At 42.4% G+C, this 16,216-nt stretch carries 11 protein-coding genes; 4 read left to right on the forward strand and 7 right to left on the reverse strand.

Annotated features, from left to right (window positions below; all coding sequences use genetic code 11):
* Positions 1-5: 5 nt before the first annotated feature.
* Both recN and ACQZ43_RS09245 read left to right on the forward strand, forming a co-directional pair.
* Positions 6-1,661 carry a DNA repair protein RecN gene (gene recN, locus ACQZ43_RS09240; protein WP_430611930.1) on the forward strand — a complete coding sequence of 552 codons (1,656 nt, stop codon included), beginning with the start codon at positions 6-8 and terminating at the stop codon, positions 1,659-1,661.
* A 183-nt stretch (positions 1,662-1,844) separates the two neighbouring features.
* Positions 1,845-2,672 (forward strand): enoyl-ACP reductase FabI, encoded by an 828-nt coding sequence (locus ACQZ43_RS09245; RefSeq protein ID WP_430611932.1) that lies wholly within the window; start codon positions 1,845-1,847, stop codon positions 2,670-2,672.
* 112 nt (positions 2,673-2,784) lie between these two features.
* Here ACQZ43_RS09245 and ACQZ43_RS09250 read toward each other — a convergent pair whose 3' ends face one another.
* Positions 2,785-3,603, reverse strand: a complete 819-nt coding sequence (locus ACQZ43_RS09250; RefSeq protein ID WP_430611934.1) for a DUF4249 domain-containing protein — start codon at positions 3,601-3,603, stop codon at positions 2,785-2,787.
* 3 nt (positions 3,604-3,606) lie between these two features.
* Complete coding sequence (locus tag ACQZ43_RS09255; protein WP_430611936.1) at positions 3,607-6,009, reverse strand: TonB-dependent receptor; 2,403 nt, start codon at positions 6,007-6,009, stop codon at positions 3,607-3,609.
* A 337-nt stretch (positions 6,010-6,346) separates the two neighbouring features.
* Between ACQZ43_RS09255 and ACQZ43_RS09260 the strand changes: the two genes are divergently transcribed.
* Both ACQZ43_RS09260 and ACQZ43_RS09265 read left to right on the forward strand, forming a co-directional pair.
* On the forward strand, positions 6,347-7,351 hold the full coding sequence (locus ACQZ43_RS09260) for a sensor histidine kinase (RefSeq protein WP_430611938.1): 1,005 nt from the start codon (positions 6,347-6,349) through the stop codon (positions 7,349-7,351).
* Positions 7,324-8,019 (forward strand): LytR/AlgR family response regulator transcription factor, encoded by a 696-nt coding sequence (locus ACQZ43_RS09265; RefSeq protein ID WP_430611940.1) that lies wholly within the window; start codon positions 7,324-7,326, stop codon positions 8,017-8,019. The genes ACQZ43_RS09260 and ACQZ43_RS09265 overlap by 28 nt, the downstream gene beginning before the upstream one ends.
* An 81-nt stretch (positions 8,020-8,100) precedes the next feature.
* Here the strand turns inward: ACQZ43_RS09265 and ACQZ43_RS09270 are convergent, their stop codons facing one another.
* The 5 genes from ACQZ43_RS09270 to ACQZ43_RS09290 form a co-directional block, all read right to left on the reverse strand.
* Complete coding sequence (locus tag ACQZ43_RS09270; RefSeq protein WP_430611942.1) at positions 8,101-10,323, reverse strand: NADP-dependent isocitrate dehydrogenase; 2,223 nt, start codon at positions 10,321-10,323, stop codon at positions 8,101-8,103.
* A gap of 245 nt (positions 10,324-10,568) precedes the next feature.
* Complete coding sequence (locus ACQZ43_RS09275) at positions 10,569-12,968, reverse strand: GumC family protein (protein WP_430611944.1); 2,400 nt, start codon at positions 12,966-12,968, stop codon at positions 10,569-10,571.
* Between the two features lie 6 nt (positions 12,969-12,974).
* Positions 12,975-13,757 (reverse strand): polysaccharide biosynthesis/export family protein, encoded by a 783-nt coding sequence (locus tag ACQZ43_RS09280; RefSeq protein ID WP_430611946.1) that lies wholly within the window; start codon positions 13,755-13,757, stop codon positions 12,975-12,977.
* Positions 13,758-13,804: 47 nt separating this feature from the next.
* Positions 13,805-15,718, reverse strand: coding sequence for a polysaccharide biosynthesis protein (locus ACQZ43_RS09285; protein ID WP_430611948.1), 1,914 nt, complete (start codon positions 15,716-15,718; stop codon positions 13,805-13,807).
* A gap of 52 nt (positions 15,719-15,770) precedes the next feature.
* A complete protein-coding gene (locus ACQZ43_RS09290; protein ID WP_430611950.1) occupies positions 15,771-16,208 on the reverse strand; it encodes a hypothetical protein in 438 nt (145 codons plus the stop codon).
* Positions 16,209-16,216: the final 8 nt, after the last annotated feature.

A 16,216-nucleotide genomic window follows, 5' to 3' on the forward strand; every position in this document is an offset into this window, starting at 1 on the left:
AACTCATGCTGAGCGTATTATCCATAAAAAACTTTGCTCTAATCGAGCAATTGGAAATTGATTTCTCCGATCATTTTACCATCATTACGGGAGAAACCGGTGCGGGAAAATCAATTTTATTAGGGGCTTTAGGACTGATTTTGGGCAAGCGAGCCGACTTGACTTCCCTAAAGGCCAAGGAGGAAAAATGTGTTATTGAAGCGCATTTTCAAATCAAAGCCTATGACTTACAGCAATTGTTTGAGAGCTTGGATATCGATTATGAGGAAACCACCATTATCCGTCGGGAGATACTTCCCTCGGGAAAATCCAGGGCCTTTGTAAACGACAGTCCGGTGAATTTGCCGGCACTTCAAACACTGGGTACTGCGCTGATCGACATACATTCCCAACATCAAACGCAGGAGTTGTCCGACGCGATTTACCAAATTCAAATCTTGGATGCCGTTGCTCAAATTGCGAACTTACTCGCGGATTACCAAAAACAATTAGCGGCTTTTAAAAAGGGCGTATCCCAATTAAAAGCCTGGCAAACCCAACAGTCTGATTGGATTAAAGAAAGGGATTATCACAGTTTTTTATCGGAGGAATTGCATCAGGCGCAACTCAAAGCAGGGGAGCAGGAGGTATTGGAATCGGATTATGAAAAGCTAAACAATATAGAATTCGTAAAAGAGGGCTTGTCCAAGTCGTGGAGCTTGCTCAACGACGACCAAGTGGGCATTAGCACCTCGATAAAGGAAGTGCGCAATGCGCTTCAGCGCATAGCGGTTTTTTCCAAGGATTTTCAAGACTTATACGACAGAATAAACAGTGTGGAAATCGAGTTGAACGATCTCGGCAGTGAAATCGAAATGCAAACGGAGGGATTGGTACACAATCCCGAACAGTTGCGCTTGATCGACGAGAAGTTACAGCTGATTTACGCCTTGCAAAAGAAACATCAGGTACAGACCATAGCCGAGTTGCTGCAGATTGAAACCGCTTTAAATGAAAAGCTGCTCTCGGGCAGTGATCTCGATACCAAAATCGAAAAGTTGGAAGTGCAATTGGCACAAGACGAGCAAGCACTAGTGGCTCTAGCGTCACAATTGACCGCCAAGAGAAGAGAAGCGGTTCCGCTGCTGCAAAAGCAGCTGCAAGAATTGCTGGAGTTGTTGGGTATGCCCAATGCCGCTTTTCAATTTCAAATCACCGTTTCCAAATCGTTTCTGGGCAACGGTATGGACGATTTGGAGCTGCTGTTTTCGGCGAATAAAGGCATCGATTTCGGCTTGCTCAAAAAAGTGGCCTCGGGCGGCGAATTGTCGCGAATCATGTTGGCCATTAAGGCTATATTGGCGCAGTATTCCAATTTACCGACGATAATATTTGATGAAATTGACACCGGAGTTTCCGGAGAAATCGCCGATAAAATGGGCGAAATCATGAAGAGGATGAGTCAGAAGATGCAGGTTTTATCCATTACCCATTTGCCACAGATTGCGGCTAAGGGCGATCATCATTACAAGGTCTTTAAAACGACCCTGGACGATTCGACCACCTCGCAGTTGGTGTTGCTGGATCCTGAGGAACGCATTCGCGAAATCGCACAGATGCTCTCGGGTAAAGATATTTCGGAGTCGGCTTTAAAACACGCCCAAGAATTGTTGAACAAATAGGGCAATCGCTGCGATGGTTGACACCATCCATCGCAAAGAGCGGCAGCGCTGCCGCAAAGTACAGGCGGTGGATTAAAGTGGCTTTCACGCGCTTATCACATTTAGGGCGCAATTAAAAAAGAGTAAATCAATAGATTAGAAACCAAAAAACGCAAACAGAAATTTATTTAAAACATATAGAATATGTATAATTTATTAAAGGGAAAAAGAGGCATTATTTTCGGAGCACTAGACGAAAACTCCATCGCTTGGAAAACGGCAGAACGCGTACACGAAGAAGGCGGAACATTTGTATTGACCAATGCGCCTATAGCGATGCGCATGGGAACGCTAAATGAATTGGCCGAAAAAACCGGATCTCAAATAGTGGCAGCCGATGCAACCTCTATGGAAGACTTGGAAAACTTAGTCGATCAGGCTACCGCTATTTTGGGGGGAAAGATCGATTTTGTACTTCACTCTATCGGCATGTCGGTTAATGTGCGTAAAAACATAGCCTATACAGAAAATAAATACGATTTTACTCAAAAGGGATGGGATGTTTCGGCAGTGTCTTTTCACAAGGTTATGCAGGTTTTGTATAAAAAAGACGCCATGAGCGAGTGGGGAAGTATTATTGCATTGACCTATATGGCCTCGCAAAGAGTATTTCCAGACTATAACGATATGGCCGATAACAAAGCCTATTTGGAATCGATTGCCCGCAGTTTTGGCTACTTCTTTGGCAAGGACAAAAAGGTACGTGTCAATACGATTTCTCAATCTCCTACGGCTACTACAGCTGGACAAGGGGTAAAGGGGTTTTCGGGTTTTATCTCGTATGCAGACAAGATGTCTCCACTGGGCAATGCCTCGGCTTCGGACTGTGCAAATTACGTGGTGACCATGTTCTCGGATTTGACCAAAAAAGTAACGCTTCAAAACTTGTTTCACGACGGGGGATTCTCCAATATGGGGGTGAGCCAAGAGGTGATGGACGCTTTTGAAAGAGGTTCGGCAGAAGCGGAATAAACCACTTACTACATCAGGTATAAGTACGGCTTATACCGCAATTATAAAAGGGGCCACTGTAAAGTGAGCCCCTTGTCTTTTTCGGTTGGTTTAAGGACGGTAACGACTGGTCTTAATGCACCACAGGACTGGCGTGGTCATAGATGGTCAGTCTAAAAAAGCCCAATGCGTAGTTGTCTTTGGCCGTGGTGTTGAGCACATTGCCTCGAACCTGTCCCGTAGGCACGTCAAAGGGACCTCCTCCACCTTGTGTAATGCTCAAAAGCGTATTCATATAGTTGTAATACGATTTTGAAATGCCGTATAGCCGAATATCGAGTCGGTCTCCAATTTCGAGTTCGTCGTTGAAATAAGAGGTCTTCATCAGATTGCCCTGGGAAAACTTATCGTCAAAAACCGAATAGCTGTTCTTTTCGCCCTCGAGTTCGTAACGCACTAAATAGTAGTTGTCTGCCTGGGGGTCGTCTTGAAAATAAGTGGTGATTTCATAGACGTCTGTACCTAAGATCGTGGTTATGGTTTGCTCTACGCGTTCTATTTGAGGTACTTCCATCAATTGCTCGGTCGCTTCGTAGGTTTCTTGGTTATACACCACGCGCAACGTATAGGTTTCGTTTAGCTGCGGTACAAAATAATCGCAATGATATTCGCCGCTTTGCGCCTTTTCTACAAAGGTATACACCCTTCCTGCACCGCTTTCTATCGAGACCTCTGCCTGATTGACCACGGGTATTTCGGGCGCGTAAAAATCGGTGGTCAGGCTTAGCCGAATCATTTGATTTGGGCTGGGCGCCTTGAGGTCAAAATCCAAATTGGCTTCTACAACCAGTCGGGGTTTAGCCGTAGGTAAATCAATATCCACTACGGTTTCGCAGCTCGTAAGCCCCAAGATAAGCAGTAGACTAAAAAATATTTTGATATGGGTTTTCATCGATTAAAATTTAAAATTGTAAGTCACACTGGGAACAATGCCGAAAATAGAGAGCTTTACCGCCTCGTTTTGACCGAGTATATCGCTTTCTCTAAAGTTGATGGATGCGGCATTTTTACGGCCATATAGGTTGTAAATTCCAAAAACCCATTCGCCTTGCCAGCCTTTTTCTTTGTTGGGTTGAGAAACGTAGGTGGCCGAAATATCCAAGTGGTGATACAGCGGCAAACTGTTTTTATTGCGCAGGTCATAACTCGGAATGCGCACGCCCAAGTATTCGTATTGCCCGTTTGGATAGGTAACGGGTCTGCCGGATTGCAGGGCAAAACTCGCGCTAAACAACCATTTTTTGTTTAATTCATAAATCCCTACTAAGGACAAATCGTGTGTTTTATCATAAGCACTGCGGTACCATTGGCCTTGGTTGATGCCTGTTTCCTGTGCGGTTCTTCCCGGTGTTCGCTGCTCGGACTTCGATAGGGTATAGGAAACCCAACCGGTAAATCGACCGGAGTTTTTGCGAAACATCACCTCCAATCCGTAAGCGCGCGATTCCCCGTTGAGGATGATCTGCTCGATGGCTTCATTGGCAATCAGGTCGGCTCCATCGATATAATCGATTTTGTTTTTCCCCTTTTTATAATAGGTTTCCACCTCCAAGGAATACTTGTCGTGAGCAAAATTTCTAAAGTATCCCAAAGCCACTTGATCGACTAGTTCCGGTTTTAGAAAAGCATCACTCGGTGCCCAGATATCCAGCGGAGTAGGTGAAGAGGTATTGGATATTAGGTGTAGGTATTGCGACATGCGGTTATAACTCGCTTTGACCGATTGGTCGTCGTTAAAAGCGTATGAAATCGAAAAACGCGGTTCGAAATTCTGAAAGCTCTTGATGGTTTGACCCGACGAATAGCTGCGGGTAGCGCTTGGTGTTCCCCTGGAGTAAATGTGCAATTGCTCGTCGTAGTCCACCGCTTGGTCTTGGGCGTAGATATTGACGGTTTCCGCTCCCAATCGGTAAAACATACTGTAGCGCAAACCGTAGTTAACGCTAATTTGTTCGGATAGTTGCTGCTCGGCTTCGAGGTATACACTCGGTTCAAAGGCGTGCTTTTTTTCCAATTGGCGTTCGTTTATAGAAGACTCGGGTTTGCTCGGGCTTATTTTTCCGGGGTTAAAATCGTAATAAATCGCATTAATTCCGTAATTTAATTGTAACTTATCAGATAGATAGTGTTTTAAATCGTATTTGAAGTTGTAGTTTTTAATACCCGAATCCCAGTCCAAACCTACGCCATCCAATTTCAACCCGTAATAATAGTCGCTGTATATCACCGAGGCATTGGCAAAAAGCTGGTCGTTGAACAAGTGGTTCCAACGCAAGTTGATCATGGTATTACCGAACTGATTGTTGAGGAAGTTGTCAAATTTAAAAACGTCCCTTCCGAAGTAGCCCGACAAGTACAAATTGTTGTTGTCGTTGATTTTATAATTGAGTTTGGTGTTTAAATCGTAGAAATAAGCAGCGCTATTCATATCGGTCAATTTTAAGAACAGATGGGCATAAGAACCCCGACCGGCTATCAAAAACGACGCCCGATCCTTTTCTATGGGGCCTTCCAACAGCAGTCGGCTCGATATGGTTCCGATACCACCCGTGGCGTGAAACTCCTTGCTGTTTCCGTTTTTCTGAAAGATGTCGAGCACCGAAGAAGCGCGTCCGCCAAATCGAGCGGGTATACCGCCTTTGTACAATTTTAAGTCTTTAATCGCATCGGAGTTAAACACGGAAAAGAAACCGAATAAATGCGAGGAATTGTAAACTGAGGCCTCGTCCAATTGAATCAGGTTTTGGCCTGCGGAACCCCCGCGTACATTAAAGCCCGAAGCACCTTCGCCCGCATTGGTAACGCCGGGAAGCAAGAGTATGGATTTTAAAATGTCCGATTCACCCATCACCACCGGCATTTTCTTTATCTCATTGATCGACATTTTATTTACGCTCATTTCGGGTTTTCGAATAACCGCCCTAGGGTTGTTTTGGATAATGACCACCTCGCTGAGTTGCTCGGTATCGGTATCCATAGCGATGTGAAGCTTGGTATTGCCGTTCAAGACTACTTTTTTATATAAAGAGGAATAGCCGACATAGTCAATTTTTAAGGTATAGCTGCCCTCGGGCAGGGAAATCGAATAAAAACCGTATTCGTTGGTGGCCGTACCGTTATTGATTTCATCGATATAAATCGAGGCGCCAATCAGGGTTTCATTGTTTTTGATGTCCGAAACGATACCGCTCAAAGTAAATTTCTCTTGGGCGAAGGCCGTGGGCACCTGCCAGAACAACAGGGAAAAAAAGAAGACATGAAGCCCGGTTAATTTCGACCTCTGGATTTTTAAAATCATAATTTTTAATTAGTTAAACAGGCAAATTTAGTGTTTAGAACGAAACTTTTGAGGTAAATATTTTCAATAATCGATATTTTATACCAAAGGTTTTGATATAATTTAAAGTGTTGCATTAAAAAGTTCCAGCGTGCAAAGTCGGTTAGGCAGATAACTGCAAAACCGCTAATTTATTGTGATAACGGCGTTTATTCCGTTGCTTTATGGACGATTTTGATTGAATCTAAAGGAGACTTAAAGCGATAGGGGGTATATTCTCGACCTGGATTGCCATCCATCACTTGAATAATAAAGGACGTCTTTGTTTTTGGATAACTTTTATTTTTACTTTTGTACGATGAATACGAAATGGACCTATTCGAATATTTGGTTGAGGAACAGCCTGATGTTTCTCTTTCTATTTACACTTTTTTTTACGGCTCAATACTTTGATCGTACTGAGGTGATGACTACGCAAACCCTAATTGTCGAACTGCTGTTTGTGTTAGCGTTTATCTATGCTTTTATATTTTTTCACAATACGATTATTGTAAAACCGCTTTTGCTCAATAAAAAGTACCAGCAATTTTTTCTATTTTCTTTTTTATGGTGGGCCTTGTACATAGCTGCAGCTGCTCAGGTCAACCTCTATAGAAATGAACAGGAAACCTTAGCGAATCAAATTGGCGGAGGTGTTTTTATTTCTTTTGTGGGTACGGGTATTTATTTTATACATGTATGGATTTATCAAAACGTGATTTCCACTCAAAAAAAGCTGTTGCACACCGAAGATGAATTGCAGATGTTGAAGTTGCAGCTCAATCCCCATTTTTTGCTAAATGCGCTGAATAATTTGTACGGGGTTTCCCTGATCAATCCGCTCGATACACCAGACCGGATTTTGGAACTGGCCGATTTGCTGCGGTATCAGATTGAATCGACGAAAAAAGACCAGGTTTTATTGGCAGAAGAGATCCTTTTTATGGAGAAGTACATCAGTTACCATCAGTTTAAAAGCAATAACCTAACGGTTATTCAGGATTATACCGGCAATTTTGGACGACATAAAATTCCGCCCCTATTGTTTATATTGTTGGTGGAGAATGCGTTAAAATTTTCGGCTCAAACCGGAAGGGCAGAGGTGGCCATAGACTTGAGTTTAGTTGGCGATAATTTGGTGTTTAGCATTGAAAACAACTGCCTGCCCCAGCTTGATATCGTAGAGGGGACGGGTTTGGGACTGGAAAATCTCAAACGCCGTTTAGAGGTGTCGGAAATCAAATACAAAATGAGCGTAAGCTCGAAAAAAGAACAATTTAAAGCGGTATTACACCTATGGCAACTCCCTACAACTGTTTTATAGTAGACGACGAAAAACCCGCACATCAGGTTATCCAGGCACATGTGAATCAGTGCGACGACCTCGTAGTCGTTGGGCAAGCTTATAGCGGTACAGAAGCTTTAAAAAGCTTACAGCAAACCCCAGTGGACATCTTGTTTTTAGACATTAATATGCCGCTAATATCCGGTTTGGAATTGTTGAAAATTTTGCCGGAGAAGCCCATTACCATCATCACCACGGCCTATTCGGATTTCGCCTTGGAATCCTATCAGCTCGATGTGGTCGACTACCTATTAAAGCCGGTATCCTTTACGAGTTTTGTTAAGGCTACCCAAAAGGCCAAGATCTTCTGTAGCCAAAGAGAACGGTTTAAAACGGCCAAGACGCAGTTGACGATTCGGGAGAATGGGACGGCAATCGTTTTGGATTATGCCGCTGTTTTGTTTGTGGAAAGTGCGGGGAATTACCTGAAAATTTTTGTTCAGGGACGTGCTCGTGCCTATTTTGTATACGGCTCCCTATTGAGTATAAAGGAAGATTTGGTCTCGGACGATTTTTTGCAAGTACATCGCTCGTACATCATCAACAGGCAGCACCTAATCAGGACGGACAAAAAAATTCTATACCTGACCGATAATTACCAAATTCCCATCGGCAGAAAATACCAGATTTTAGTCGACAGTCTTTAGAACTGTGATGATTAAAAGCGCGTAAAAGACAAAGGGCCGCTCTTTCGAGCCGCCCTTTGGAATATTTACAGAGGCAATAGCCTAGCCAATTTGATTGATAATGCTGTTTAAAGTTTCGCTTGGACGCAAAGCTTTATTGGTTTTCGCTTCGTCGGGTTGGTAATACCCCCCGATGTCTTGAGGCTGTCCCTGAGCACCGATTAATTCGGCATTAATCGTCGCTTCATTTTGGGTTAAAGCTTGGGCAATTGGGCTAAAAAATGCTTGAAGTTCGGCATCTTTAGACTGCTTGGCCAATTCCTGTGCCCAATACATAGCCAGGTAGAAATGAGAACCTCTATTGTCTATCTGACCTACTTTACGCGCCGGTGATTTGTCGTTAGACAAGAATAATCCGGTCGCCACATCCAGTGTTTCACCTAAAATCAATGCTTTCGAATTGTTTTGCGTTTGACCTAAGTGCTCTAAAGACACGGCTAGTGCTAAGAATTCACCTAGGGAATCCCAACGCAAATAACCTTCTTGAACAAATTGCTCCACGTGTTTCGGTGCCGATCCACCAGCTCCTGTTTCAAACAAGCCCCCGCCGTTCATCAAAGGAACGATTGAAAGCATTTTGGCAGAAGTACCCAATTCCAAAATTGGGAATAAGTCGGTTAAGTAATCTCTCAACACGTTTCCGGTTACGGATATCGTGTCTAAACCTTGGCGGATTCTATCCAGGGTAAAGGTAGTAGCGGCAATTGGATTTAAAATGCGAATATCCAATCCGTTGGTATCGTGATCTTTTAAGTAAGTAGTTACTTTAGTGATAATCTCTCTGTCGTGTGCTCTGTTTTCGTCCAACCAGAAAACCGCTGGAGTATCGGAAAGGCGTGCTCTATTTACGGCTAGTTTTACCCAGTCTTGGATTGGAGCATCTTTGGTTTGACACATTCTAAAGATATCGCCTGTGGCTACTTTTTGTTCCATTAAAACAACGCCGTTGGCCGTAGTAACTTGTACGACACCGTTTGCGGAGATTTGGAATGTTTTGTCGTGTGAACCGTATTCTTCGGCTTTTTGCGCCATCAATCCCACGTTGGGTACAGAACCCATAGTACGGGGATCAAAAGCACCGTGTTTTTTACAGTCTTCAATGGTGGCTACATATACACCGGCATAAGAGCGGTCTGGAATGAGAGCAATGGTATCTTCTGGTTTCCCGTCTTTGTTCCACATTTGTCCGGAGGTACGGATCATAGCAGGCATAGAAGCATCTACAATCACATCCGAAGGCACGTGTAGGTTGGTGATGCCCTTGTCTGAATTGACCATGGCCAAAGCAGGACCGTTGGCAATAGCGGCTTCTATAGCTGCTACGACTTCGGCTTCTTGCGGTAATCCGGCAATTTTAGCGTATACATCGCCTAAACCGTTACGGGTATCCACGTTGATTTCTTTAAAAAGCGCGGCGTATTTTTCAAATACCGATTTAAAGTATACTTCAACGATAGCGCCAAAAATAATAGGGTCGGAAACCTTCATCATCGTCGCTTTTAAATGCACCGACAACAAGACGTTCTTCTCTTTAGCCGTTTGAATTTCTTTCGCTACAAAAGTCTTTAAGGCCGCGAGGTTTAAAACAGAGCTATCGATAACCTCTCCTGCTTTTAGCGGAGCGAAATCCTTGAGTAGTTGTTTGTTGCCCTGTGCGTCTATAAATTCAATTTTGTATTGTTCGGCATCTTTTAGGGTTACGGATTTTTCACTTCCATAAAAATCGCCTTCTGGCATTGATACCACTTCCGTTTTTGAAGTTGAAGACCAAGCCCCCATAGAATGAGGATTGGCTTTGGCGTAGTTTTTAACGGCTTTAGGAGCTCTACGGTCGGAGTTTCCTTCGCGTAAAACCGGGTTAACCGCCGATCCCAAAACTTTGGAATAACGGTTTTTTATTTCTTTTTCCGCTTCTGTTTTGGGTTCTTCCGGAAAATTAGGAACGGCATAACCGTGTTTTTGCAATTCTGCAATGGCTCCTTTTAATTGGGGAACCGAAGCCGAAATATTGGGTAATTTAATGATGTTTGCTTCTGGGGTATTGGCAAGATTTCCGAGTTCTGTTAAGGCGTCGTCCGTCTTTTGAGCCGCTTCTAAGAAATCGGGGAAATTAGCAAGTATTCTCCCGGATAAAGAAATGTCTCTGGTTTCTACTTCAATCGCAGACGATTTGGTAAAGGCTTTAACAATAGGTAAAAATGAATGAGTCGCCAACATAGGAGCTTCATCAGTCATCGTGTAAATAATCTTAGATTTTTGTGTCATTTGTTGTGATTTTAAATGATAGCAATCGTGTTTTATATAATACTATACTTCCATAAGTTGTTCCGCAAAGCAAATATAATAAATATTAGCCTTAAAACGGTCTAAATGCCCGAGTTTGATTTGCGATTTGCCATTTTAGTAACGGCTGTTGATTAGATTTTTAAATTCACAATTTTAAGCTTAAAAATTAGAAATTTGAAAACGGGTTCAAAAAAAAGACCTTCACGAGGAAGGTCTTGGGTAACTTATTTCATATTGATGATTTTCTTCCACAGCGGACGCGTATCCGTCTCCATGTCCAAACCGTAACCATAGCCGTATCCGTAGCCATAACCATAGCCCTTGGTGGTATTGGTATCGTTGAGCAAGATAGACATGTTTGGAATCTTGTTCTCGCGGTACAAGCCATCTGGAATTTTGAGCATACGCTTGTCGAGGTAGTTGGCGCGCACCACATATATAAAGGTGTGTGCGTGTTTGGCAATCAGCAGGGTATCGGTAACCAAACTCACTGGTGCCGTATCCACTACAATATAGTCAAATTGGGTTTTTAAAAAGTCAAACATCTCATCGACCTTAGACCCCATAAGCAATTCTGCGGGGTTTGGCGGTATGGTACCGGCCGGTAAGGCATAGAAATTGGTGAAACCATCGACTTTGGCGATGTATTTCGTAATGTCGGTATCGGTACTGGCCAAGTAATTGGAAACCCCTTTAGACGGCAGTGTTAAATAGTCGTCCAAACGCGGATTACGCAAGTCCATTCCAACCAGCAAAACGCGTTTGTTGGATAGGGCAATAGTTCCGGCAATATTGACGGAGGTAAAGGTTTTACCCTCCTTGGGAAAGGTAGACGTTAAAAAGATGGTCTTCGCTTGTCCCGTTGGGGTTTTGGTCAACATGAATTCCAAGTTGGTTCGCACAATTCGAATCGCTTCTGCTGCACTGGAACGGCTGCTGATGTCGATGATTTGGTTGTGCGATTCCGAGTGAGGAATATCGCCTAAGAAAGGAATCTTAGTGGCTTTTTCAATATCGATACGGTTTTTGATTTTCGTATCCAACAAATCTTTTAGATAGATGATGGCAAAGGGGATTAACACGCCTAGAATAAGCGCCGCTAAGAGAATAATACTTTTCTTAGGTGCTACTGGGGTATTGGCTGCTTTGGCCGCATCGACTACTTTGGCATTCTGATCGGTTGCCGCTAAAGCGATCGCCGTCTCCTCGCGCTTTTGAAAGAGGTAGAGATAAATGGCTTCCTTTACTTTTTGCTGGCGATCGATAATTCTAAATTCGCGTTCCTGACGGGGTACTTTGGCAATTTTGGCCAACAATTCACGATCCTTGAGTTCCAATTCTCTTCGGGTGATTTCCAAGGAGTTTTTTAAACGCGCCAAGCTCTCTTGTACCGAGGCTTTCATCGAGGCGATTTGAGAATCCAGTCGAATTACAGCCGGGTTTTCTACCGTTGAACTCGATTTAAGGCGGTTTCGCTCCAATACGATGTTGTTGTACTGATTGATCAACCCAGCCGATGACACATCGGAAGTTATGATGTTCGACGGCAATAAGTCTTCCGCCTTGCTTTTGCTCAAGAAGTCGATCATAGACGAAACGACCTTTAACTCGGTGGCGTTTTCAATGATGCTCTTCTCAAATACATTGGCGTTTTGTAAAAAAATCTCCGCTTGAGTGGGGATGTCGGTCAGTTTATTACTGTGTTTATAGCCCTCTAAGGATTTTTCTACATCGCCCAGTTCTTGGGTGATTAATTCCAATCGAGTAGCGATGAACTCCGAGGTTTTCTCCGAAACAAAGCGCTTGTCGATAATGGCCTCTTCATTGTATATTTTTACCAATTCGTTCAGGTAATCAACTGCTTTTGATGGGGTGGCGTCGATTAGTGATAAATCGATGACAGAAGAAAATTTATCAGTAGGTGCTATGACTAAATTTTTAACGTAATTGTTTACGACCATTTCAATGGGGTAAATCTCTACGGTAATGGTGTTAGATACGGGATTGTTGTCTTGTTCGACCTCTTTTTTTAATTGGGTAGGTGCCGGTTTGGCTGCGCTTTTTGTAACTACTAGTGTACCGAGCTTGGTCTGAATTGTATCGCCATAAGAAAACGTACCCACTTCAGACAATTGATCCTCTAAGGAAAAAAGACGGTCGTCTATTTGTTTAACCGTAAAGGTATAGCGTATTTTTTCAAAGTCAAAAACGGGTTTAATGAAATTGAAGTAAAAAGGTGTATTGTCGTATAATTGGGTTTTTCGAACCCGTCCTTCGTTGATATAGGCAATGTTTAACTGAAGTCTTCGAATCGTTTTTTCGGCGATATTGGTCGATTTAATCAGCTGAATTTCATTTTCCACATTGCTCTTTCCTCCGGAAAACATGGCTAAATCAGAAAAAGCAGCCATTTCAGACATCATACCACCACCTCTTCTTTCGTCTTTTACAATGATGGTCGTATTGATTTTGTATTGCTCTTGGGCATACCGCAAATAGATAAAAGCGGTTACGATTACCAAAAACAGGCTTAAAAGAAACCAACGCCAGTGAATTACATACTTTTCAATTTGCTCTCTGATGTTGATATTTGAATGATCTTCTTGTTCAATTTGATTTTCCATAGAAGGTTATTTAACAGATAAGGCGATGATGGTTACTAATAAGGATAAGGCTGATAAACCAACAGTAAGGTTGGGACCCACTACGGAAGAGTTGATTTTGGTCTTGTTGGGCTCTACGTAGACGATGTCATTTTGTTTTAAAAAGTAATAAGGCGAGTTGATAAAATCTGCTTTGGTCAAGTCAACGCGATCAAAAGTTCTTTTGCCGTCTTGTTCACGTATAATCATGATGTTGTTTCTAGAGCCGTAAGTCGAAAGGTCTCCAGATAGGGTTAGGGCTTCGGGCAGTGTTAGACGCTCGCTGACTATGCTGTGCACCCCAGGTCTATTGACTTCACCTTGAACCGTAATTTTAAAATTCATAATCCGCAAATTGACAATGGGATTTTTTAGGTATTTGTTGATTTCATTTTTTATCAATGCGATGGCTTGCGTTTTGTTCAGTCCGCCCACATGTAGGGTTCCCACTATGGGAAATTCAATATTTCCTTGAGAATCCACCAAATACAGTTGCTGGGTCATCTGACCGTTTCGTGCTGGATTTTTAGGATCGGCAGTCATGGTGCTAAACAGGTTAAACGGCGCAGCGGATTCGGCATCTTCGGCAGATACGATGATCATCAATAAATCATCCGGAACCAGTTTAGTCTCGAATAGTTTACTCGAAGTCTTGGAGTTGATCGCTTCTTCAATGTTTTGGTAGTACAGGTATTTTTCTTTAGAAGCACATGATGTTAGGGCTAGTGTAGCACACAACAGGGTTAGGTAAAGTATAGCGTTCTTAGTCATATTTCTTTTTTGAGCAAATTTAAAAGTTCTATTTCGTTTTTGAAAGATTAATTTGTTAGAATCGGGCTTATATCTAGTTTTTCGTATTGAGAGTTTAGGCTTTTAAATTCGGGTACTATAAGTTTCATCTGGCTAACCATTGCCGTAGTCTGATTTTTATAGGCGTAATCAGCCAATGCTATGATTTGCAGATTGAGTGATTCATATACTTCCTTGGTGTCTTGAACAATCATTATTTTTTCGTGATGTGTAGGCTGCGTGGTTGAAGTATCGTTTAAGAGTTCTTCATAAAGCTTTTCACCAGGTCTCAGTCCTACAATTTTGATTTCGATATCTTTATCGGGTGTCAATTCAGCCATCTTTATCATTTTTCGTGCCAGATCAATAATTTTGACCGGTTTTCCCATGTCAAATATAAAGATTTCTCCGCCATTTCCCATAGCCCCGGCCTCTAAAACCAATTGGCAGGCTTCGGGTATGGTCATAAAGTACCGGATGATGTCCGGATGAGTAATGGTAATGGGGCCACCTTCTTCGATTTGTTTGGTAAATAAGGGCACTACAGAGCCGTTTGAGCCCAGTACATTGCCGAATCGGGTGGTGATAAATTTGGTTTTGCAAGCCGCGGAATCCGTGGTTTTACAAGCCAATGATTGTACATATTTTTCCGCAATACGCTTACTGGCTCCCATAATATTACTCGGATTGACCGCTTTGTCTGTAGAAACCATCACAAAATGAGAACAAGTGTACTTTACAGCTAAATCGGCCATGTTTTTAGACCCCATGACGTTGGTAAATATCGCTTGACACGGATTGTCTTCCATCAGTGGGACGTGTTTATAGGCCGCAGCGTGATAAACCACATCGGGTTGATGCTTTTTAAACACCTCTTCCATTACATTCATATTGCGAACATCTAAAACTAAGGTGACAATCTGAAATTTGGACCGCAGTTTTTCCAATTCGAGCGAGATGTGGTGAAGCGGCGTCTCGGCCTGATCGACTAAGATGATTTTCGAGGGGTTAAAACGGGTGACCTGCCAGACGATTTCACCGCCGATAGAACCCGCAGCACCGGTTATTAAAACCGTTTTGTTGTCCAGCTGCTCCGATATTTTGGTAAAGTCTAATTGTATGGGTTTGCGTTCTAACAAATCCTGAATTTTGATGTTTTTAACCTTACTTGCGACTTTTTTCGTATCGTTCCAATCGGTTACTTTGCTTAAATTGTACACTTTGTAATTATAATTTAAGCAATCCTCTACTATTGCGATTTTTTGTACCGTCCCGACCTCGTTATCTGCCAGTATTAAAGCCGACGATTTGGTGTATCTTAAGATGGTTGATGTCTTTTTATCGTTGTTAAAAACCGGTAAATCGAGAATTCGCTTATTTGGCGTGTGGTTCTCCGCCGTAGCATTGATAAAACCTATAATTTTAAAGCGCTTGGGTTGCTCGGCTCGCAAAGCGGAGGCTACTGCAATCGCATTTCGCGAATCGACCATAACAATGACTGGCGTCAAGGTGTTTTCGGTAATAGATGAAAACAGGTTCTCGAAGATTTGCTTGATGATAATGCGATAAAACAACAACAGACAAAAGGAAATAATGATGTTTAGAAACAGATAGGTGTTTAAAAACAACTTGGTGTCGGTTAAAAGCTCATAAGCGGAATTGACCAATAATAGGGTTGAAAAAGTGGCGAATTGCGCAATACAAAGTTTAATAGCATCGATTAATGTCGAATGGCGAATAACTCCGAGATAAGTTTTAAAAAACCAAAAATAAAAAAAGGTCGTAGCCATATAGGGTATGCCCATTTTCCAAATCATGGGAGCGGTGTTGAAGGAAACACCAATACCTGTCAGCATAAAATAACTAAATATACCGGCGAGTAAAACCATAAACGTGTCTATAGTTAATATGGTCCAGCGAGGCAAGTATTTTAAATCTCTCAAATCAAAGCGATTGGAGACTCCAGTAGTTAATTTATGCAGACTATCAATTAAGTTAGATCGCCAATTTTGTCGCAAGGTGTGTGGGAGTTAGGTTAGTAAATAGGTTGTCTAAAAAATGAGATATGTCGTTAAGAATTAAGGGTATACCGCGGTTTAATTGCGCTGCTGTTTTTGTCAAATCTCTGTATAGTGCAGAGAGTCGCAGGGGTTGTGCAAATGAAAAAAAAGCTACGGTATTTGTCGTTAGGGAGGTTTGGTGGTACTGGTAGAGCAGGTGTGTTACTCTGTTTTTGATTGAAAGGGATAAAGACCGCACCTTCAAGAGCGAATGATTCTCGTGAAAGTGTTTATACGGTGCAGTATCTGCAGCGGCTACTACGGTGTTTGTGTGGCTGCTGTAGTGGGAAAATGAAGATAAACCTAAGTATAGGTCGTTTAGGCTGTACTTAGTCAATAATTTTATAGAAATATTGTTTTTTCTAATAAACATTTTGTGAA

This window comes from Flavobacterium sp. JP2137, assembly GCF_050562195.1.
Classification (GTDB): domain Bacteria; phylum Bacteroidota; class Bacteroidia; order Flavobacteriales; family Flavobacteriaceae; genus Flavobacterium.